This window comes from Adlercreutzia sp. ZJ138, from assembly GCF_011038935.1.
Classification (GTDB): Bacteria; Actinomycetota; Coriobacteriia; order Coriobacteriales; family Eggerthellaceae; genus ZJ141.
In genome coordinates this window covers 1-21135 of sequence record NZ_JAAKEA010000022.1, presented here as the reverse complement: position 1 = coordinate 21135, position 21135 = coordinate 1, and the positions used below count along the sequence as shown (strand labels likewise).

The following is a 21135-nucleotide window of genomic DNA, read 5'->3' as shown; positions in this document are numbered from 1 at the left end:
CGCCCTACGTGTGGGTAAGCGCTTGGTAACGGTTGGTAAAACGATGGAAGGGCGCGAGCCAGCGAGTTTCTGGTTGCAAGTACACTCTGCCCAGCACATTGCTATTCCGAAACCATTATGAATAGAAGGGGTTACGTATGACCGAAAACGGCAATCAATCGTTACAGCGTCCGCTTGCTGAGCGGCTTGCCCAGGCGGAAACCGAATACGCTGCAGCGCAGTCGAAGGTAGAGTCGCTACGCATGCAGATGGAAGAAGAAATGAAGCAACGTAAGGCAGAGACGCCGGAAACTGCAAACTCTCAGCCTGCGCCCGAGGAAGAAAGCTCCCAGTTGATGACAGAGGATGCCGGAGCGCAAGAGCAGACAATTGAATCTGATCTTCCGGCTGAATTTCAGCCAATTGTGGAGGTTGTTGAGTCTCAGCCAGCGCCAGAGGAAGCAAACTCTCAGCCAGCGCCCGAGGATGCTGCAGTGCAGCCACAGCAGTTCTGCCAGCCGCCGTATCAGGCATTCCAGCAACCGCAGCAGGTGCCATTGTATGGGCAACCGGATCAGCTTCAAGTGGGACAGCCGGCGTCGCCGTACGGGCAGCCGGACCAGCCGAGTCAGCCGAGTCAACCAAGCCAACCAAGCCAGCCGGGCTACTATCAAGCGCCTGTGCAGCCGCCTTATGGTAACCCTTACGCTAGCGGACCGCAGATGCCGCCTCAGCCTGGTGTTGCTCCGGGAACCATGCCGGCTGGTGGCGTGACAAAAGATCACGTTGCGGCAGGCTTACTCGCGTTGTTCTTAGGCACGCTTGGCGTTCACAAGTTCTATCTGGGGTACAACACGGCGGGCTTCATCATGCTGGCCATCACGGTTATCGGTGGGCTGATATGCGGCATTGGTATCTTCGCCATGTGCGTGGTGAGCATCATTGAGGGCGTTATGTACCTCACGAAAAGCCAGTCGGAGTTCGAGCGAACCTATCTCATGCAGCAGCGTCAATGGTTCTAGCGGCGTTGCGCTTACCGCACTATTGCTATGTCGCTACGGCGCCGCTGCATTCTTGCCATGGTGCAGTGGCGCCGCACTCGTATATGAGCGAAAAGCTCCCGTCGGAAACACAATGCCGGCGGGAGCTTTTCGAGGCTTTTCGACACTATTCGAGTCGTAAAATCAAGCGGCAAAGTTGCATGTCGGGGGAGGGAAGGCGCAGGTAGGCGCAGCTCGTTTTCCCTGTGTGTTTGCTCAGAGGGTCATCCTTGCATGGTAGAATTTTGTCCGCACATTCCACATGAGAGGCAGTTGATGAGTCAACACAATTCTTATAAAGATTGGAATTCGAAGGCGAACAGCACCAACGCATCGCGTGGTGCGCAAACTGGTATGCCCAAGCGCGATATGTCTGCCCAGGATTTCGAGAAGATGTGCCGTTCTATCGAGCAATCAGTCTCTCAGGTGGTCAAGTTGGTTGGTACGGGCATCGACGCGGCGAACGTGGCGGCGGGGCACGTAGCAAACGAGTGGCAGCGCGCCCGCCAGCAAACCACCCAGCAGCCCCAGCAGCCCCAGCAGCCCCTGAAACCTCAGAAGCCCCAGCAAGCTCGCCCGGTATCACAGCCGCCGCAGCCGCCTCGGCCTCAGCAGTTGTGGCAGGCTCAAGCGATGGCCAATCCTAAGGCGTATGGGACTGATCGTTTCGCGCGCATGAAAAACCGCTTTCGCTCGACGGCGGGCCTTACAGCAACCGGCGTACTCATGACTGTTTTCGGCGGCTCGCTGACTGTTACGTTTACCGTGGCACTTATTGTCATGCTCGTTACCTTGCCGGCGGTTGGTATGAGTGGTGCCGTCGCTGTTCCTGCGCTGTTTGCGACGTTCGCGGCACTTTCCGCCGGGCTCCTTGCTGTAGGTATTCGCCGTTTGCGCAGCTCGCAGCGCGTAAAGGCGTTTCGTCGCATATTTGGCGAGCGCGAGGTGTGCAGCATATCCGAACTCGCTGCGCAGTTGCACGTAAGTGAGTCGAAGGTTCTTGGTATGGCACGGCGTTTGCTTAAACTGGGCATGCTTCCCCAAGGGCATATCGACGACGAGGAAACGTGTCTTATGTTGACCGATGAGTCGTACGAGCTGTATCGACAAATGCAGCGCGCCCGTACCCAGCAACTCGAACAGGAGCGCCAGCAAAAACTTGCGGCGCAACAGGAAGAGCGCATTCGAGCGCAGGAGGCGCGCGCACGTGGTGAGTTGCCACCCGATGCACGCGCGTTCATTGAAGAAGGAAACGCCGCTGTCGAGAACCTGCGTGCACTCGACGCGCGCATTGCTGACGCAGAAGTGAGCGAGAAAATTGTCGCCATTGAAGAGGTGGTTGGGCGCATTTTGGCGCGCGTTACCGAAGAGCCGTCGGTGGTAGGCGGCATCGGGCGTCTCACCAGTTATTACTTGCCGACGACGGTAAAGTTGCTCGAAGCGTACGACAGCCTGGAAGACCAACCCGTTCAAGGTGCCAACATAGCAAGCTCGCGCCAGGAGATCGAACAGACGCTCGACGTGTTGCGTACCGCGTTCGAGAAGCTTCTCGACGAAACATTTCAGGATCTCTCGCTTGACGTGTCCTCCGACATCAGCGTATTGAATGCCATGCTGGCGCAGGAAGGGCTTACGCACGATCCTTTTAAGAAGTAAGCGAAACGACGCCGTTGGCGCTGGCGCGTACCCCACAGCACCCACACGAGAAAGGAACCGCCCATGACCGATGAAATCTCTCTCGACAGCATGCCCGTGCCGACGCTCACCCTTGAGCCTGTTAGCGAGGTGGAACCCGCACCGGTTTTGCAGGCGTCTGTCATTGAAGCGAAGCCTTCGGCAGTTGCGCTCGACGATACGCTCACCGATGACGAACGTGCTCAGGTGCGAGCGTTCTCTCAGCAAATTGATGTGGCGAACTCTCAGCAGATTCTCCAGTACGGAGCCGGTGCGCAGAAGAAGATGGCGGATTTCTCCGAAATGGCGCTCGAGAAGGTGCGCACGCAAGACTTAGGCGAGGTGGGAGATCTTATTACGGGTGTGGTTACCGAACTGAAAGGGTTCGACGTCGAGGAAGAAAAGGGGTTCTTGGGGCTGTTCAAGCGCCAAACGAACAAACTTGCTGCCATGAAGACGCGCTACGACAAAACCGAAGCGAACATCGACAAAATCGTGAGCGCGCTTGAAATGCATCAGATGACGCTCATGAAAGACGCCGCCACGCTCGACAAGCTTTACGAGCTGAACCTCACGTACTTCAAAGAACTCACTATGTATCTGCTGGCGGGGCGTGCACGTTTGGCGGATGTACGCGCGGGCGAACTCGCCGAGCTTGAGACGAAAGCGCGCCAAACCGGGCGCACCGAGGACGCCGAAGCGCTTCAGAAGCTTGAGGCGGCGTGCAACCGCTTCGAGAAGAAGCTTTCCGACCTCGATCTCACGCGTACCATCGCCATGCAAACTGCTCCGCAGATTCGCCTGGTGCAAGGCAACGAGATGCTCATGATCGAGAAGATTCAAACAACGCTCGTGAATGCCATTCCGCTGTGGAAGGGGCAGATGGTGCTTGCGCTTGGGCTTGCGAATAACGAGGCGGCGTTGCGCGCACACGAAGCGGTGACCGACATGACCAACGAGCTGCTGCGTAAAAACGCCGAGAAGCTCAAAACCTCCACGGTGGAAGTTGCGCGCGCAAGCGAACGTGGCATCGTAGACATCGAGACGCTGCGCGCCACCAACGAGAGCCTCATTCAGACGTTCGATGAAGTTATGCGCATCCAAGAGGAAGGACGCGCGAAGCGAGCTGAGGCTGAAGGTGAGATGCGCAAGATGGAAGCAGAGTTGCGCGACAAGCTTTTGCAGGTAAGGTGATTGCGCGTAGCGTACAGCGCGTAGCGTATGGCGCGTAGCGCGCAACCCGCACCTTTGAGGGCGTTCGGCAGTTTGCCGGTTTTGTGAGCGAGGGGTGTGGGTTGCGCTGATGCATACCGTACGAGAATGCGGGCGTGAAGTAGCTGCGGGTGCTAAGCAACTGCGGGCATGAAGCACGCCTTGCGTTACTTCTCTATGTTGTGGCGGATTTCCTCGATGCTCACGTGGTGCTCGCGAGCAAGGCGCGCAAGATCGTCGTGCTCCCATTTGCGGCGTATAACAGTGCCACGCGCATTACGAGCGACTTTCTGGCGCACGGGGCCAAGCGGCGTGTCCACTTCTATGATATCGCGCAAAAGTGTAGTGCGCTTCCAGGTGCGGTGACGCACACCGAGCGTGGTGGTGTGGCAAAACAGCGCGTCTTCTATGGCAGCCAGCATGTCGGGTTTGCAGAGCGCACACACGAGCACGCCCGGACGGCCTTTCTTCATGCCAATGGGTATGGTGAACGCATCGAGTGCGCCCGCTTCCATCAGCTGCTCGCAGGCAAACGCAATATCTTCGGCAGTCATGTCGTCAACGTTGCAGCAAGCTTCCACGATGTCGCCGTCAGAGGTAGCTGCGCCGACAGTCTCGCCTAAGAATGCGCGCACGCAGTTGGCGATGGGCATGCGCTTGGTGCCGATGCCGTAACCTATGGCTGTCGTGCTCATGATGGGGCGCTGTGCGAACGTGGTGGCGAAGTATTTTAGTAGTGCGGCACCCGTGGGAGTGCAGAATTCGCCTTCGAGGTCGCCCGCATAGTTCGGCACGCTTTCGAGCAGAAGCGCCGTGGCGGGTGCGGGCACGGGTAACACGCCATGAGCGCAGTGGACGCTGCCATAGCCCGTGCGCACTGGTGAGGCTATTACGCGCTCGGGTGAAATCATGTCCATCAATAAGCAGGCGAAGGTCACGTCGGCAATGGCATCGAGCGTGCCGACTTCGTGGAAATGGATGTCGTTCATGGTGGTGCCGTGTACGGTTGCTTCGGCTTCCGCTATCAGGCGATATACCGCGCATGCATTCCGTCGTACCGCTTCGGGTAATGAGGTGAAGCTGTCGATGGTTTCCGTCACCTGTAGGTAGGATCGATGCTCGTGGTGGTGCTCGTGCGCGTGCGCGCCGTGGTGGTTGTGGTACGGTTCTTCTTCGCCATGCACGAACACATGCACCTGCGTTCCGGTTATGCCACAGGTTTTTGTGCGCTCGGCTTTCACCTGCACACCTGGCAGCGGCAGCTTATTCATGTGCTGGATCGCTTCAGTGGCTTGATCGACAGGAAGCAGATCAAGCAGTGCGCTGCAGAGCATGTCACCTGCGATGCCTGCATTGCATTCAAGATACAGAAAGGGCATGTGGTTTACTCCTTGGAAATCTCGAAGCTTTCAGGAACTTCTGAGGCCCCGAAACTCTTCGCCTTCATGTGGTTGATACGGCTGGCAAGAAAGCCCGCGCCGAAGCCGTTGTCGATGTTTACGACGGAAACCCCGCTCGCGCACGAGTTCAGCATGCTTAGCAGCGCCGCGATGCCGCCGAAGGCCGCGCCGTAGCCCACGCTGGTGGGCACCGCGATAACCGGGCAGTCGACCAGGCCGCCTATCACGCTGGGCAAAGCACCTTCCATACCGGCAACAGCCACCACTACGGTTGCGCTCATCAGGTCGTCCATGTGCGAAAGTGTCCGGTGCAGTCCCGCCACGCCCACGTCGTACAGGCGCAGCACGCGGTTGCCCTCCACCTCGGCAGTAAGCGCCGCTTCCTCGGCTACGGGGATGTCGCTTGTTCCGCCGGTGGCTATGACAATCGTGCCCAAGCCGTCGGGTTCGGGCACGGTGCCAACAATGCCGACGCGTGCCTGTTCATGGTAGGTAAGGCCGTCGATGCGCCCGTCAAGTTCTGTTGCCGCTTCCGCAGATAAGCGCGTTATCAGCACCGTGTTCTGGCCGCTTTCTCGCAGCGTCTCAATGATGCCCGCCATCTGCTCGGGCGTTTTCCCTGCGCCGTAGATCACTTCGGTAGATCCTTGGCGAACCTTGCGATGCAAGTCAACCTTCGCGTACCCGATGTCGCGATAGGGCTCAGTCCTGATGCGCCCCAGTGCTTCATCCACAGAAAGCTCGCCGGCGCGCACCTGTTCGAGCATCTTACGCAATTCGTTATTCACTCGTTCGCTCCTTTAAATCAAGCAGCACCTCGTCGTAATCGGCGGCAAGCGCTGCTCGTATGGTCTCGTGCTCGTTCAGCAGTTTATCCCACTGATCGCGTGGAAGTTGAATGCGCGCGCAAGAGCCGCATCGTCGCACGCGAAAATCAGAGAACCCGCATTCGCGCAAAAAGCTCTCGGCGCGTTCGGTGGCGGCCAGTGCTTCGGCCGTGAGGGGCTGGTCGTGCGGAATACGCGTTGCCAGGCACGAATAGCTTGGCTTGTTCCACGTGGGCAAGCCGAATTCGCGCGAGAGTTCGCGAATCTGCCGCTTCGTCAGCCCGCACTCGCGCAGCGGCGATCGCACGCCCAATTCCTGTAACGCACGCATGCCAGGACGATCGGATGCGTTGTCGCTTGCGTTTGTTCCGTCAATCACCACGGGAAGTCCATCGAGCTGCGCCGCATTCGCAATAGCGTTGAAAATGGCGCGCTTGCACCAGTAGCACCGATCCGGTGGATTAGAAGCGATGCGCGTATCGGCAAGCACGTCAAGCGGGATTTCCGTCAGCTTCACGCCGCATGATGTCGCCAACTTCCGTGCGTCTTCTCGTTCGAACTGTGGTTGGAACGCCGAAATCACGTAGTAGGCGCGCACGTTCGCCTTCGCTTCGCGCGCCGCATGCAGCAAAAAGGCAGAGTCTACACCTCCGGAAAAGGCAAGCGCCACCTGCGGATGCTCTGCAAACCATGCTTTCAGTTTAGTATTCACGCGCCTTGGGCCCTTCCTTTCCACACAATCCTGTTCTTCTGCTGCTGTCGCATTGCCCTTCGGCAAGCGGTAAGATGGAACGTATAGTGTAAACAAGTAGCCGTGCATTGCAATTCATTGTAGAGAATAGAGAAGGGGCGGTCGCCGTGCAATTGAGGACTGACTGCAAAAATGGCAAGAAGCTGTCGGCCCTGGGATTCGGGTGCATGCGCTTTCCAACATCTGGCGGGCGCATTGATGTCGATGCTTCCGAAAAGCTCATCCTTTCGGCAGTGCAACGCGGCGTAAACTATCTTGACACCGCCTATGCTTACAACGGAAACGAAGCTGCATTGGGGGAAATTCTCGCGCGGAACCCCGGCCTTCGCGATAAGGTTAACATTGCTACCAAGCTGCCAATTCCCCGATGCCAGACGCAAGATGACTTCGATACGTACCTTTCGCGCTCGCTCGAGCGGCTCGGCACAGACCACGTGGACTACTACCTCATCCACAACGTGACGAGTGCGGGAGCGTGGGAGCGTTTGGAAGAGCTTGGCATTAAAGAATGGGCGCGCCGCCAAAAGGAGGCTGGTCGCATCGGGCAGATCGGTTTTTCATATCACGGGTGTGAAGCGGACTTCCCCACGTTGCTCGATTCGTACGACTGGGATTTCTGTCAGATTCAGTACAACTACATGAACGAGCACTACCAGGCCGGAACGGCCGGGCTTAAGGCGGCGGCTGAAAGGGGCATTCCCGTCATTATTATGGAGCCACTGCTTGGCGGCAAGCTTGCTAGTGAGCTGCCGGCTGCCGCGCAAACCGTGCTTGAGCAGGCGAATATCAGTACCGATCCCGTTCGCTTAGCCCTGCGTTGGGTGTGGAATCACCCGGAGGTTACCCTGGTGCTTTCGGGTATGAATGCGATGCAGCAGCTCGACCAGAACATCGAAACTGCCAATGCCGCGTTGCCCTGTTCGCTTACGGCCGAAGAGGCGCGTGCGATCGAGATAGCTCGTGCGTTTATAGCCGAGCGATACAAGGTGCCTTGCACGGGATGCGGATACTGCTTGCCCTGCCCCAAAGGTGTGAACATCCCCATGTGCTTCGCCGCCTACAACACGTCGTTTGCTCACGGGTGGTATCAGGGCATGCACCAGTACATTGCCGCATCGGGCGCCATGGAGGGCAAAGCGCACTTCGCGAGCGATTGCGTGCAGTGCAGGGCATGTCAAAAGAAGTGCCCGCAGCATATCGACATACCGAAAGAGCTCATCTCCGTAAAGCGACGGCTTCAGGTACCCGGTCTTCCCAGCATCGTTCGCCTGGGAACACGCTTCATGACGCGATAAGCGCGCCACGAGGCGCTGTTCTCCCAGCGCGACCAGTCTGCCACCAGGCGTTGTTCTCCCGGCGCGATAAGCGCGCTGCCATCCTGCTCCTTGGGGAGGGGTGACACCTGGCGCGACGAAGTGGGCTCCCTAAATTGTGAGACGCATCTGGCGCGGGCGGGCACGTTGTGTCACAATCGTGGGCATCGCGCAGAAAGGAGCGAATGTGTTCGACCGGTTTCGCAACAAGGTGAAGAAGGGCGCCATGGGCGCCGCAAACGGGCTTTCCACCGCCGATGTGATCTACGAGTTTAAGACCACGCCTCTGCCCGACGCTATCGATGGGCTGCTGTTCCGCGTGTCGATGGCGGCGCCAAACGATCCATCGGTCACGGGCTTTGAGCGCTACACCGCGCGCCTGCTCACTGAAGTGGGTGCCGCCAACATCCGCAGCATCGCCGTCGAACACCCCATCTCCGTGCGCCATCTGTCGAGCACCGGGCTGCTTTGGTTCGCATTCGACGCCAGCGACCTTACCCCCGAGCAGGTTTCCTGCGTGCTGGGCGTAGAATCGGCGCTCAACCGTATGCTTTTCATCGGCCAGGCGCTGAAGAAAGAGGGATTTTCGCAGGCGGCAGCATGCACCGAGGAACTGTGTGCGCGGCACGATTGGCACACCATGCGTACCATCGGCTGGGATGCCGACCGCTACCTTTCGGGCAGCGAGAAAGGCAACGACCGCCTTACGCTGAACGGCGTTGCCGGCGTGCGCGGTGGGAACTGGGACGTGCTCACGCGACTCGCCGAGTTCTGCGAGTCGGTGGTGTTGCCCTATCGGCTTGACTACCGGCTCGACTGCGACATGTCGGGCGGCGCGGTTGAGATGCACATTACGGTGCCCGCGCCCGATCACATGCCGCGCTCGCGGTGGGTCGAGGCTGGCAATCAATGGCTCGATTGTGCCGCGCAGCGCCCGAGCGCCGCTGCTGCATACGCGTTGCGCCTGGTCATGCTAATGACGGGTGCGGCGTTCGGTGCAAGCGTGGGCATTGCGCGTGTGTGCGTGCACGGGCACGAAAGCCAGCTTTCGAATCCCGTAGTGTTGTCGCTCGAGTTCGAGCGCATGCCGTTCGTGATGGGCACAGCGCCGTCGATCAAGGCGGGCGCGCTTTCCCAGGAAACGGGCGACTTCGATCCCGCGCTCCTGTTCTCACTGCTGCATCCTGCGCGCTGGGCGATCTCGCCCGATACCTTCGGGCACAACCAGCCCGTCGAGCCGCTGGCGTCAAGCTTGTCCGAGCGTCGCACGCCGTTGGCGCAGGACATACGTGTGCTGCCGAACGAGCTGGCGAACGTGCTGCATGCCGACCGCGTGTGCGACCTCGATGTGATGAGCGTGCAGGACGAGGCGCTCTCCGAGCGGCTGCGGTTAGCGCTGGCCGATCGCGATGACGCGCCGCTTCTGGCAACCGCGCAGCTGGAAGAGCTGCTCGCGGCGGGCGACACCGCGAGCGCAAGCGGCGACGAGCGCGAGACAACTCCGCTTCTGTACTGCGATAACGTCTTTGCCCGGTATCTGGTCGATCTTACCGGAGTCGCGCCCGAACAGCGTTACCGTCGCGCGTCCGACGTGAGGCATGCGGCGCGTTCGGCGTTGGCGATTCTATATTTGGAAATGGGTGACGCCGCTGGAGCGCTCGAGCAGGCGGAAACCTGCGTGAAGTGCGCGCCCACGAGCGCATCGGCATATCAGGACCTCATCACCGTGCACGCGTCTCAGAATCGCTACGACCTTGTGGTTGATGTGGCAACGCGCGCGCTGCGCTATCAGGTGTTCGATGACGCCGTGTCGTATCTGTATTACCGCCTGGCATATGCGCTGTGGAAGACAGGACGCTTGGAAGAGGCGGTGGCGTGCTACGGCATGGTGCCCGAAGACGCGCAGATGGGCTCGGCGGCGAAACGCGAGCTTGCCGAGTTGCTTGAGGAAATGGGCAATCGCGAGCCTATGGGTGCGGCGGAAATAGCCGCCACCTTGCGTGTGGGCGGCATTCCGCAGGCGTCGACCGACGAGGTTGTTGAGCTCATGTCGAAAGCGCTAATAGAGCTGTGCGACGCCAACCTTCCTCTCGCCGCCGCGCCTTTGGCAACCATGCTCGGTCGCATCAAGCGAGATGACGTTCTTTCGGCAATAGGAAGATCCCTGCGTGAAGGATAGTGTGTGAGGCGTTTTGGCCACCCGCACACTCTTAGATGAGCCCGGCAGGGATGACGAGGGTATCGCTATCGAGAGCGGAGAATTTCTCGACTGCGCACACGATGGCGCCGCGTCCCCGTGGTATGGAGCCCTTGTCCAGCACGCCGAAGCTGCGCGTCATTGAGCGGGTGGGCGTAGCTGTCTTCTTGATCTCGATGGGGTGAAGCTTGCCGTCGGTTTCGATGACGATGTCGATTTCCTTCGCATTGCGATCGCGATAGTAGTAAAGCGGTGGTTCCACGCCGGTGTTCAGATAACTTTTGTATATCTCCGACACGACGAAGTTCTCCATGAACGCCCCACTCATGGCTCCGGCCTCCAAGGTTTTAGCGCTGGTCCAACGAGTTAAGTGCGCTACGAGACCGCAGTCGTGGAAATAGAGCTTAGGGGCCTTGACTGTGCGTTTGAGCTGATTGTTGGAATAGGGGTGCAGGTAGAATATGATCCCCGACTTCTCGAGAATCGAAAGCCATTGTTTCGCCTTGTCGGGTCGAATGCCCACGTCCTCGGCAATGGAGGCCACGTTGAGCATTTGTGAGCAGCGGGCCGCCGTGGCGCGCATGAAGCTTGCGTACTGCAGCGCATCGACATTTCCAAGCAATCGCCGCACGTCGCGTTCGATATAGGTTTGTATGTAGCTTGAGTAGAACACGGGTAGGTTGTCGTACTTCCCGGAGAGGATGCCCGGCATCGCACCGCGGAACATGCGCTCAAACAGCTTGGTGACGTCGGCGGGCGGCGCGGCTTTCTCGCGCGTCTTCCATAGGTCGATATCGAGTGAGAATGGTACGGGGGTAATTCCCAGCGCTTCAGCCTGGGTGAGGGAAGAGAGGGGGAGCACGGCGGCGCGGCCGGCTAGGGATTCGCCGGCAAGCTCCATTAGCTTGAATTGCTGCGATCCGGTGAGCCAAAACGATCCAGCTGGTGCTCCTTGGTCGACAAGCAGTTTGATTTGACCGAGCAGCTGGGGAGCGTACTGCACTTCGTCCACGAGGACAGGCGGCTTGTGGATTTGGAAGAACATAGCGGGGTCGTCGATGGCCATCTGACGTTCTGTCAGGTTGTCGAGGGTGACAACCTCAATGAGCTCATGGCGTGTGGTAATGACGTGCTCAAGCATGGTGGACTTGCCAACCTGTCTCGGCCCGGTAACGAGCACAACGGAAAACTGCTCCGCGATAGAATGAACAAGTGGTTCCATGGTGCGGTTGATATAGCGCATAGCGACCTCGATTTTCTCGATTTAGGCTAAAATACGGATTAATCGTATTTTAGCCTAAAAGTCTAGCCTCGTTATCCGAGCTATTATTCTTATAGGTGACTTGACGCTTTTTCGCAGATGAGCGTAAATAGTTCGATGGAAAGATCGGTTCGGCTGGTCAAACAGCGGTCAAACAGCGATATGTTGACGCAACGGCAGGAGTAGGTGAAATGTTACCGAAACACACCTTTCAGCGCCGCGAAAAATGCTACAATACAAGCACCGGCAAAGCCCGTCTGTCGGTAAACAGTTCTACGGGCGGCGCAGGTTAGATTTTAAGGACGGTAGCGGCGACTACCGTCCTTGCTCTTTCTTACCTTCGTCATCCGCTCGCGATTTCCATTCCCTCCATATTTCGAGGATAAGTCCCGCAATGGTTGCAATTGCAGCCACGATAGAAAGAAGTTTGCAGTATGGAATTCGTTTGCATTACAATAATGCAAACGAGATCTAAGGAGGAGCTATGGCCGAGACTACCGCAACCATTAATGTGCGGCTCAGCCCCGCTCTCAAGGAGCGTGGGGATAGCGTTCTCAAAGAACATGGCATTTCAACCACGCAGGCTATTCGTGCATTATGGGGCGTTATGGCGCGCACTCGTGAAATACCCGATTGCGTTCTGAAGGAGTACAGCGAAGCCCAGATAGACGAGAAAACGTACAAGAAAAACGTTGCCCACAGTCTTCTGGGCATTGTTTCTCGATCGTCCGATGTGACCGACGATGATCTGAACAATATGCGTTTACAGGGCCTTATAGAGAAGTATGAGGCGCTCGTATGAAAGTGCTCTTCGATACCAACGTGTGGCTCGATATCGTGTTAGGACGCAAGGGCTTCTACCAGGATTCCTTCATGGCGCTTATTGACTGCGTAGATGAAGGCGACGAAATTTGCATGGTTGCTACATCTCTCAAAGATGTTTTCTTTATCGTTGAGCGTATGGAGGACCCTGATGTGGCCTACGCGGCGGTGGAAAAAATGCTAAAGCTTTCCCGAGTGCTTACGGTGGATGACTTGGTGTGCCGAAACGCAGTACCCTTAGAGCGCCCCGATTACGAGGATGGTATCGTAGCTGCTGCTGCCCTTGCGGATGAGATTGATTGTATTGTGACGCGTGATACGTCCGCTTTCCACGACGTGGGCATTCACCGTTGCTCGCCATCCGAGTTCATCAAAGAGCGCGGTGTTGAGTTGATCGACTTTTAGAACAGCAGCGCATGTTCCACTTTTTTGCGCACACCCGTTCTAACTATAGTGCGCACCGCATAGCACACTGCGGGCTGAGGTTGTGTTAACACTCTTGTATGTCAATACGATTTGATAGAATGGGGCGCCGTCGTTTAACGTGAACTGAAAGTCGGAGGGTAAATGGCGCATAGCAACAAGGACAACGAGTTGATGGTGAATATTCCAGACAGCGTCTGGAATATTCAAGAGAACGCCGCCCACATCGGAGAACATCCATCGTTTACGGAACTTGCGGACGCAATCGCAAAAATCACCACGGCGGCTCGCCGACATCCTGGCGCTCGCCAATGAGGGCGTGGTCTACCAGGAGCCCAAAGACGCCGTCCGCAACCCCTATGTGCTGGAGTTTTTGGATCTGCCCGACGATGCAGCACCGCTCGAGCGCGACCTGCAGCGCTCTCTTGTCGCGCAGATCGAGAAGTTCATGCTGGAGCTGGGGCGCGGCTTCATGTTCGTGGGCAGCAACGTGCGCATTCCCGTGGGCGGTGACAACGACTACGCCGATATGGTGTTCTATTGCAAGCCGCTGCGCGCCTATGTGCTCATCGAGCTCAAGGCCGACAAGCTCATGTCTTCCGCCGTGGGACAGATCAGTGTTGAGTTGATCGACTTTTAGGACAGCCGCGCATGTCCCACTTTGCGCACAGGGCTCCTTTTCCATGCATATCCTTAGCTCAAACGCTTGAAAAGCGGGCGACTCGTAGACGACGAAAAAGGCTTCCGACGATTGGACGGTGCGTTTGTGGTGCTTGGTGTTTGGGTGGCGGCAGCGGCAGCAGGTGACGGCAGCAATGAAATGTTACCAAAACGCAGATTTCAACGCTGGAAAAACTGTTACAATGCAAGCACCGGCAAAGCCCGTCTGCGATTAACAGTTCTACGGGCGGCGCAGGTTAGTTTCTAAGGACGGTAGCTGCAACTACCGTCCTTGTTTTTCACCTTCGTCATCCGCTCGCGATTTCCATTCCCTCCATATTTCGAGGATAAACCCCGCGACGGTTGCAAGTGCAGCCACGATAGAAAGAATTTTCTCAAACATAAGCGATCACTCCTCTCGAGAAGAAGCGCCGCCCGCGTCGGACTTTGCCGGTTCCGCGATTTTAGCACATGCAGTTTCTGCCAATTCTCGTGCGAGACGGTTTGTCATCCCCCTCCATCACACTCTTAGATGAGCCCGGCAGGGATGACGAGGGTGTCGCTATCGAGAGCGGAGAATTTCTCGACTGCGCACACGATGGCGCCGCGTCCCCGCGGTATGGAACCCTTGTCCAGCACGCCGAAGCTGCGTGTCATTGAGCGCGTAGGTGTAGCTGTCTTCTTGATCTCGATGGGGTGAAGCTTGCCGTCGGTTTCAATAACAATGTCGATTTCCTTCGCATTGCGCTCGCGATAGTAGTAAAGCGGTGGTTCCACGCCGGTGTTCAGATAACTCTTGTATATCTCCGACACGACGAAGTTCTCCATGAAAGCCCCGCTCATGGCTCCGGCTTCCAAGGTGCGATTGATGAAAAGGCGATGCAAACCCATTCGTATGCTGATCGGAAGGTAAGGCGTGGGATAGAATACCAAGGGCATCGTATCTTCAATGGAGGGCAAGGAGGGACGAATGGCAAGTGTGATGGAACGAGCTGCTTTAACACGCATAGATGCCATTCGTATGACCTCCGATGAGAGACGTAACGCGTTTGCGCAGCATCTGACCCCGCCAGAGACCGCGAGGCTCGCTGTTTCGATGTTCTCGGAGCTTTCGGCTGATCAGTTGTTCGTTCGATGCCTCGACTTAGGTGCAGGTACGGGAATGCTTTCGGTTGCACTCTACGACCGCTATGACGGGCATATCGAATTGCTTGATGCAGTGGAAGCTGATCCTGTTCTTGCGACCATATGCGATGCAGAACTGGCGACTATTGGCGTGCCGCACGAGCTTTTTCAGGAAGACGCGCTGGTAGGTACCCCGGACAAGCTCTATGACCGTATTATTCTCAACCCACCCTACAAGAAGATGGCCGCGAGCGACATCCGGCAAAGTATACTGCCGTGCCGCTCGGCGAATCTGTACTCGGCATTCATGGCGGTGGGGCTTTCTCGTCTGGCTGCGGGGGGCGAACTTGTGGCTATAGTCCCGCGCTCATGGATGAACGGCGATTACTTCCGTTCGTTCAGGGAATACGCACTCGGTAATTTCTCACTTGATGCGATCCATGTATACGGGTCGAGAAGTGAGGTGTTCTCCGACACGAAAGTCTTACAGGAAACAATGCTCGTGCATTTTTCTAAACGCAAGCAGATTGAGAGAATTGTTGTATCTCAGTCTGTAGACAAAGACGGCGAGATAGTGCGAACAAGTTATCATCCGCAAGAATTGATAGATCCCAAGGAACTTGTGGTACGCATTGCGCCCGAAGATGCCAATGGGCTGTCTGAAACTATCGCCTCGCTTGGGCTATGTCCTTCTACTGGCAAGGTGGTGGACTTCAGGAACAGAGAGCGTATATTCGAGGAAAGGCCCGAGGGTGACGACATTTTCCCAATGATCTATGCCGGAAATTTCCACAATGGCGAACTTGAGCATCCGTTGCGTATTGGTAAGCCCCAGTGGTATCAGGCGAAGACGAAGGACTTGAAGGCATTGAGACAGCTAATAAAGCCGGGCGCATATGTGGCAGTTAAGCGGTTTTCTGCTAAAGAGGAGCGACGTCGCGTTGTTGCATATCCCTTGGTGCTGACGGGTGATGTGGCTTTGGAAAATCACGTGAACTTCATCCATGCCGGAATTCCGAGAAACGTCGTGCCCCTGCGCTCGGTAGAGCTTGCGCGAGGGCTTTCGATGTGGCTCAACACCACTTACTTGGACACGTGGTTTCGGGGCGTGAGCGGTTCCACGCAGGTGAACGCGGGTGACATCAAGGCTATGCCGTGCCCGAGTCTGGAAAAACTGGAAGAAGTTGGCTTAATATGGCGTGCCGACATGGGGCAGGAAGAGATTGACAGGATATGCAAGACGCTGGTTCAAAATTAGAGAAATTTCTCGTACAGGCGCAAGAAGTGCTCATGGATTTAGGAATGGACAAGGAGCGCTTCAACGAGAGAAGCGCACGCACCCTTCTTTCCTTGGCACACATGGACGCTGAGAGCAGCTGGGCAGATGCGACGAACGACATGTACACCATGCGAAGGCTAATGGACTGGATGCGTGATCGTCTGGGACAGGACTACGCTCCCAACACACGAGAGACGATACGTCGTTTCACACTGCATCAATTCTGCGTGGGTGCGATAGTTGAGCAGAATGCCGATCGGCCCGATAGGCCGATCAACTCGCCCAAGTGGAACTATCGCTTGAACCCCAACCTTATTCCTGTGCTTCATGCTGTAGGTACGGACGATTACGAACTGCGCATTGCTGAATTCCTGGGTGGTGTCGAGACGTGGAGGCAACAGCAAGCTGAGATTCGTATGATGAACAAAGTACCCGTTGAGCTCCCTGACGGAACGGGTGTGATGCTCTCGGCTGGCGGTCAGAATGTGCTTATCAAAGACATGGTGGAGGAATTCTGCCCAAGGTATGCTCCGGGCGGACAAGTGCTTTATATTGATGATGCCGATCATTCGTTCAGAACGCAGCAAGAAGCTCTGATGGCTTCCGTAGGCATAGAGCTTCCTGAGCACGGGAAGGTACCTGACCTAATCGTATGGATGGCGGACAAGGAGTGGCTCTTCCTTATGGAAGCCTGTTCGACGCATGGCCCGATAGACGTGATGCGCAAGTGCGAACTCGTTGACCTATTTGCGTCGCGGAAGAGCAGGCTTGTGTTCGTGTCTTGTTTCCCCGATAGAATGGTGATGCGCCAGTATCTTGCCGATTTAGCGTGGGAAACCGAAGCTTGGTGCGCATCCGATCCGGATCACATTATCCATCTGGATGGCGAGCGGTTCATGGGTCCGTATTCGTACGGAGTTGTAGAGCCAGATGAGTAACTCTGGGTTATTTAGTGTGGCCCTGAGCGCGATCTTGGACACGTTCGGTTCGATCGAGACCCTGAACCGCCGTCAAATGCTCATTTCTGACCACTTGAAAAGGTAAAGGTAAAGGTGACGGCAGCAATGAAATGTTACCGAAACGCAGATTTCAACGCTGAAAAAACTGCTACAATACAAGCACCGGCAAAGCCCGTCTGCGATTAACAGGGTTACGGGCGGCGCAGGTTGTTAGTTAAGGGCGGTAGCGGTCACTACCGCCCATGTTCTTCACCTTCGTCATCCGCTCGCGATTTCCATTCCCTCCATATTTCGAGGATAAACCCCGCAATGGTTGCAATTGCAGCCACGATAGAAAGAGTTTTCTCAAACATAAGCGATCACTCCTCTCGAGAAGAAGCGCCGCCCGCGTCGGACTTTGCCAGTTCCGCGATTCTAGCACACAAGGACCCGGCAACCCCTCCATGAGGCATTAACCGCTACGACAATTGGAAAGGCGCCGGACGAATAAGTGGCACCCCGCCCACTTGTATAGATTATGGGGGGAGGGGGCAAATCTCCATAACCTAAATGGCGTATTTGTCAACTACCTGTAGTATACTTGATACCAAGTGTCAGTATGCTTTGTCGCAGGTTGGTTCGCGAAAAAGACTGCTGAACAGTAAAAATACGAATAACCTAAAGTTTGCTCCGCACAAGCATTTTTCCGGTGGGCCGATAATAACAGGGGGTACACCGAAAAATGCGGGGGAATTGCGAAGAGGGAGTCTGGCTACAGCTATCAGACGACGTGCGGGGCGAAAAACTGACGACCGAAACGTCAAGTTAAGGTGGTTGCCATGTTTGAGCGATTGATAGATGCAAGGAACACATTCGAAGGTAAGTTCCTGGCGGTGTTGCTTTCCGTGTCGCTGGCGTTCAGCTCCACGAATGCGCTGGCGTTCGCCGAAGTGAACGACGAAGCGAATGAGGGTGCTGCAACCGGCACCGAACAGGTTGCCGAAGGTTCCGGCCAGGGAACCGACGGGTCTACGTCTGCGCCTACAAATAACCAGCCTACTGCGCCTGAAACTGCGCCCACCACGCAAACGCCTGCGACAACGCCCGCGCAGCAGCCCGCCGCGCAACAACCTGCAACGCAGCCGGATGCGAGCGGTTCAGCAGCAAGTGACCCTGCCAATGCGCAGGGCGGAAGCGTGCGCCCCGACGAGGCTCAGGTTACCTTCCAGCTTCATGACGCCTACGTAAAGGTTGAGGACCAGGAGCTTACCGGCACCGACGAAGTAAAGCTAACGGTGGAAGCCGCAAAGGAACTGAAGTTTAGCGCCTATGCCAACGCTGGTTACAAGTTAACCGAGGTCAAGGCGAAGAACTCCGAAACCGACAAGGTGCCCGTGCGCGAAGAGGACGGCGTGTACACCATTGAAGCCGCCTACGTAAACAACACGCTGGAAATAACCGTTGAAACCGAAGCCGACCAGGCCGAAGAGTCCGCTGTGCCCGTAGAGCCGGAAGCCATTACTGAAGATACTGTTATCAAGGGAGAAGGGACGGATGGCAGCGAGGAATCAACTGCTGACGAGTCTGATGATGTAATCAGCGGAGAAGAGATAACAACTGACAATGATGAGTCTGACGTTCCTGAGGATGCTCTTGCATCTAACATGGCATTCGACGCTTTCGGAGGTTTCCTCCCTCTGTTTGGTCTGTCTCAGCCGTTAGCAAGTGTGGAAGACTATCAGGATGCACAGGAGATCAGAATTGATGTTGACGAGTCGAAAAGGATAGACGACAGTGATGCGCGAGGGCATATTCTCAAAGAAAACCAGTGGTCAATAGTTGGTGAAAATGACGCAGACATCGTTACACTCTCAGATTATCGACGGACCTCAGTTAAAGTTACGGGCCAAAATGAGGGAGAGACTATTCTGCGACACGATTACAGCTATACTAATGTACTTGGAAAACGGGAAAACGTTACTACCTACTTCAAGATTATTGTTGGTGGTGATGTTGTCGAAAAAACAGAAATCGTTCCTGTATACGTAATGGATAACGGCTGGCAGGGCAACAGCGATATCGAGAACCTTGTAGGTTTATACGAAAAAGACGACTGGGGCTTTTACCCAGTTGGTACAGTCGAGTTGCCAAAAAGTGTCTTTAAGGGAAGTAGTCCCTATCTCAATAATTTAAACGACTGGAGCGTGGTCAAGGAGGCACTAAAAAACACCCTTGACACCAGTACCGTCGATAAGAATAAAAACAATAGGATGATTGATTATATCGACAGCATTGATACGTCTAAGTTTGGAGACAATGCGAGTGGCTATACGGCCTTATTTGACAATTCAGGAAGTGCAGGTTTTCCTGATAACATGAGATTCAGTTATCACCTCGACTTGCGCATGGCAGCGTATGATGTAGATTATAAGCTTGCAAATCCAGACATCGCTGGTCATCAACAGGGAGAATCTTTGGGAACTCGAGGTTATTTCGCGAACCTTGAGATCATGAAGCCAGAACAGGGTGGCGACTGGTATCTGAAAAATATACCTGAGGGCTATGCCATTGAGGGGTACTATACAGATAAGAATTGCACAACGACTTATGAGTTTGGAGGTCAGATCACTTCGAATCAAGAAGTGTGGGTCAAACTTAAGCGCCAAGAGATTACGGTCACATGGGTAGACTACGATGGAACTACAGTTCTCGAGAAAGATGAAAAGGTTGAGTTCGGGAGTATGCCAGAATATAACGGCGCTATCCCAACTCGCGTAGAGGACGGTCTTTACACCTATGAGTTTAAAGGATGGACTCCGGAGGTCGGTTGGGTTACGTCCGATATTACGTATACCGCCCAATACACGCCGACACCTAAGCCCGTTGCTCTTGGTTATGTTGCTATAGGGGGAGGTACCGTTAGTCCTGAAGGGGAATCCCTAGTTACGACATCAGAGCCAAATCAGGTTGCAGGTTCCATCGCAACTGCAAATGTGGGATATGAGTATGTAGGTTGGTTCTCAGACCAGTCCTGCACGCAGCTTGCAGAGGGTACTACTACCGAGATAACTGATACTGAAGGCAATGTAACCGGATATAAGTTCGCACCAAACAAACCCGAGTCTGGTTGGAACAACGCAACTTATTATGCGAAATTCAACGCAAAGGAAGTTCCTTACACTGTCAAGCATTACAAGGTAAATACTGCTCAAACTGCGGCAACTCCCTACAAGACCGAAAGCTTCACTAAGCCTACCGGTGAGACGGTTACTGCCAATCCGATTGATATCCCGGGTTATACCTACCAGTCGGCTTTTGAAAAGAACGGTATGATGACCGTTACCTCCGGTATCGTTGTCGGTGATGGTTCTCTTGTGCTCAACCTCTACTACACTCCCAACACTGATTCCTTGGTTTACGACCGCAACGGAGGCTCCGGCGAGATGGCTCCCAGCGAGGGTTTTGTCGATGGAGCTGTGTATGTTGACGCTAACAAATTTGTATACGAAGGTTTTATCTTCGCAGGTTGGAATACCCAGGCAGATGGCAAAGGCACTAGTTATTCTGCGGGTGATCAATTTACTCTAACTAGTGAAAACGACGTTCTGTATGCCACATGGATTCCTATTCCAAGTGCGAGCGTAAGTATTAAGAGCTGGGTATACGATGGAACTGAGGCCGGTTCTGATAGTCATCCGCTCACTGTTTCTCCCGAGATAACCGATAATCGAATTGGAGAGGCGAGCACTGAGTACTTTATGCAAGCCGAGAACGGAAAGTGGATTCCTTTTGTTGCGGGAGCGGCACCAACGAACGTCGGAACGTATAAAGTTGAAGCAACGTGGCCTGGGGTTGAGGGAGTCTCCGTTGGCTTCACTAAAGAATGTGAGTTCAAGATCACACCTGCGCCTGTGACTGTCACAGCTGAGGCTAAGTCCAAGGTCTATGGCACCGCTGATCCTGAGCTTACCGCCAACGTTGACGGAACGCTTGGCACAGACACCGTTGCATACACGCTTTCCCGCGAGTCGGGTGAGGACGCAGGCTCTTATACGATCACTCCTGATGGCGATGTTAATCAGGGCAACTATGCGGTCACCTTCAATACTGGCACGCTAACCATCGAGCCTAAGGGCGTAGCTACCCAAGACATGACGGTAGATACTTTGGCTAACGTTGCCTACAACGGTAGCGAGCAAAAGCAAGAGCCTGTTGTCAAGAATGGCAATACGAC

17 protein-coding genes are annotated in these 21135 nt (G+C 55.4%); 12 read left to right on the top strand and 5 right to left on the bottom strand.

Annotated features, from left to right (window positions below):
* Nucleotides 1-137 precede the first annotated feature (137 nt).
* From G7Y43_RS08925 to G7Y43_RS08915, 3 genes are all read left to right on the top strand, one after another.
* A complete protein-coding gene (locus G7Y43_RS08925; RefSeq protein WP_165046062.1) occupies nt 138-1001 on the top strand; it encodes a TM2 domain-containing protein in 864 nt (287 codons plus the stop codon).
* Nucleotides 1002-1295: 294 nt separating this feature from the next.
* On the top strand, nt 1296-2675 hold the full coding sequence (locus tag G7Y43_RS08920) for a 5-bromo-4-chloroindolyl phosphate hydrolysis family protein (protein WP_165046061.1): 1380 nt from the start codon (nt 1296-1298) through the stop codon (nt 2673-2675).
* A gap of 63 nt (nt 2676-2738) precedes the next feature.
* Nucleotides 2739-3887: a toxic anion resistance protein gene (locus G7Y43_RS08915; protein ID WP_165046060.1), complete on the top strand. Its 1149-nt coding sequence runs from the start codon at nt 2739-2741 to the stop codon at nt 3885-3887.
* 185 nt (nt 3888-4072) lie between these two features.
* Here G7Y43_RS08915 and larC read toward each other — a convergent pair whose 3' ends face one another.
* From larC to larE, 3 genes are read right to left on the bottom strand one after another with little or no spacing between them, the layout of a single operon-like run.
* A complete protein-coding gene (gene larC / locus G7Y43_RS08910; protein WP_165046059.1) occupies nt 4073-5284 on the bottom strand; it encodes a nickel pincer cofactor biosynthesis protein LarC in 1212 nt (403 codons plus the stop codon).
* Nucleotides 5285-5289: 5 nt separating this feature from the next.
* Nucleotides 5290-6072: a nickel pincer cofactor biosynthesis protein LarB gene (larB, locus tag G7Y43_RS08905; protein WP_165046076.1), complete on the bottom strand. Its 783-nt coding sequence runs from the start codon at nt 6070-6072 to the stop codon at nt 5290-5292.
* 13 nt (nt 6073-6085) lie between these two features.
* The gene (gene larE, locus G7Y43_RS08900) at nt 6086-6844 is read right to left on the bottom strand and encodes an ATP-dependent sacrificial sulfur transferase LarE (protein WP_241158223.1); all 759 of its coding nucleotides are present in this window, start codon (nt 6842-6844) and stop codon (nt 6086-6088) included.
* 146 nt (nt 6845-6990) lie between these two features.
* On the opposite strand from larE, the gene G7Y43_RS08895 reads away from it, so the two are divergent.
* Complete coding sequence (locus tag G7Y43_RS08895; RefSeq protein ID WP_165046057.1) at nt 6991-8178, top strand: aldo/keto reductase; 1188 nt, start codon at nt 6991-6993, stop codon at nt 8176-8178.
* A 205-nt stretch (nt 8179-8383) separates the two neighbouring features.
* The gene (locus tag G7Y43_RS08890; protein WP_165046056.1) at nt 8384-10375 is read left to right on the top strand and encodes a lipopolysaccharide assembly protein LapB; all 1992 of its coding nucleotides are present in this window, start codon (nt 8384-8386) and stop codon (nt 10373-10375) included.
* Nucleotides 10376-10406: 31 nt separating this feature from the next.
* On the opposite strand, the gene G7Y43_RS08885 is transcribed toward G7Y43_RS08890, so the two are convergent.
* On the bottom strand, nt 10407-11636 hold the full coding sequence (locus G7Y43_RS08885; RefSeq protein ID WP_165046055.1) for an ATP-binding protein: 1230 nt from the start codon (nt 11634-11636) through the stop codon (nt 10407-10409).
* A 502-nt stretch (nt 11637-12138) separates the two neighbouring features.
* Here G7Y43_RS08885 and G7Y43_RS08880 point away from each other — a divergent pair.
* From G7Y43_RS08880 to G7Y43_RS08865, 4 genes are all read left to right on the top strand, one after another.
* Complete coding sequence (locus G7Y43_RS08880) at nt 12139-12456, top strand: type II toxin-antitoxin system RelB/DinJ family antitoxin (RefSeq protein WP_165046054.1); 318 nt, start codon at nt 12139-12141, stop codon at nt 12454-12456.
* Nucleotides 12453-12881: a PIN domain-containing protein gene (locus G7Y43_RS08875; RefSeq protein WP_165046053.1), complete on the top strand. Its 429-nt coding sequence runs from the start codon at nt 12453-12455 to the stop codon at nt 12879-12881. Before G7Y43_RS08880 ends, G7Y43_RS08875 begins: the two co-directional genes overlap by 4 nt.
* 162 nt (nt 12882-13043) lie before the next feature.
* On the top strand, nt 13044-13214 hold the full coding sequence (locus G7Y43_RS08870; protein WP_165046052.1) for a hypothetical protein: 171 nt from the start codon (nt 13044-13046) through the stop codon (nt 13212-13214).
* A 4-nt stretch (nt 13215-13218) separates the two neighbouring features.
* Nucleotides 13219-13539 carry a PDDEXK nuclease domain-containing protein gene (locus G7Y43_RS08865; protein ID WP_165046051.1) on the top strand — a complete coding sequence of 107 codons (321 nt, stop codon included), beginning with the start codon at nt 13219-13221 and terminating at the stop codon, nt 13537-13539.
* Between the two features lie 548 nt (nt 13540-14087).
* Here G7Y43_RS08865 and G7Y43_RS10610 read toward each other — a convergent pair.
* A complete protein-coding gene (locus tag G7Y43_RS10610; protein ID WP_255464378.1) occupies nt 14088-14450 on the bottom strand; it encodes a DUF4143 domain-containing protein in 363 nt (120 codons plus the stop codon).
* 79 nt (nt 14451-14529) lie between these two features.
* Here G7Y43_RS10610 and G7Y43_RS08855 point away from each other — a divergent pair, with 79 nt between their 5' ends.
* The 3 genes from G7Y43_RS08855 to G7Y43_RS08845 all read left to right on the top strand — a co-directional run.
* On the top strand, nt 14530-15942 hold the full coding sequence (locus G7Y43_RS08855; protein ID WP_206215113.1) for a methyltransferase: 1413 nt from the start codon (nt 14530-14532) through the stop codon (nt 15940-15942).
* The gene (locus G7Y43_RS08850) at nt 15918-16901 is read left to right on the top strand and encodes a BsuBI/PstI family type II restriction endonuclease (RefSeq protein WP_165046048.1); all 984 of its coding nucleotides are present in this window, start codon (nt 15918-15920) and stop codon (nt 16899-16901) included. Before G7Y43_RS08855 ends, G7Y43_RS08850 begins: the two co-directional genes overlap by 25 nt.
* Nucleotides 16902-17740: 839 nt before the next feature.
* The coding region (locus G7Y43_RS08845; protein WP_165046047.1) for an MBG domain-containing protein at nt 17741-21135 on the top strand (3395 nt) is incomplete at its 3' end.

Excerpts from the sequence above, each read along its gene's own strand:
- G7Y43_RS08925 (WP_165046062.1), top strand. The coding sequence starts at position 138 with ATGACCGAAAACGGCAATCAATCGTTACAGCGTCCGCTTGCTGAGCGG.
- G7Y43_RS08920 (WP_165046061.1), top strand. The coding sequence starts at position 1,296 with ATGAGTCAACACAATTCTTATAAAGATTGGAATTCGAAGGCGAACAGC.
- G7Y43_RS08915 (WP_165046060.1), top strand. The coding sequence starts at position 2,739 with ATGACCGATGAAATCTCTCTCGACAGCATGCCCGTGCCGACGCTCACC.
- larC (WP_165046059.1), bottom strand. The coding sequence starts at position 5,284 with ATGCCCTTTCTGTATCTTGAATGCAATGCAGGCATCGCAGGTGACATG.
- larB (WP_165046076.1), bottom strand. The coding sequence starts at position 6,072 with ATGCTCGAACAGGTGCGCGCCGGCGAGCTTTCTGTGGATGAAGCACTG.
- G7Y43_RS08885 (WP_165046055.1), bottom strand. The coding sequence starts at position 11,636 with ATGCGCTATATCAACCGCACCATGGAACCACTTGTTCATTCTATCGCG.
- G7Y43_RS08880 (WP_165046054.1), top strand. The coding sequence starts at position 12,139 with ATGGCCGAGACTACCGCAACCATTAATGTGCGGCTCAGCCCCGCTCTC.
- G7Y43_RS08875 (WP_165046053.1), top strand. The coding sequence starts at position 12,453 with ATGAAAGTGCTCTTCGATACCAACGTGTGGCTCGATATCGTGTTAGGA.
- G7Y43_RS08870 (WP_165046052.1), top strand. The coding sequence starts at position 13,044 with ATGGCGCATAGCAACAAGGACAACGAGTTGATGGTGAATATTCCAGAC.
- G7Y43_RS10610 (WP_255464378.1), bottom strand. The coding sequence starts at position 14,450 with ATGGGTTTGCATCGCCTTTTCATCAATCGCACCTTGGAAGCCGGAGCC.
- G7Y43_RS08855 (WP_206215113.1), top strand. The coding sequence starts at position 14,530 with ATGGCAAGTGTGATGGAACGAGCTGCTTTAACACGCATAGATGCCATT.
- G7Y43_RS08850 (WP_165046048.1), top strand. The coding sequence starts at position 15,918 with ATGCAAGACGCTGGTTCAAAATTAGAGAAATTTCTCGTACAGGCGCAA.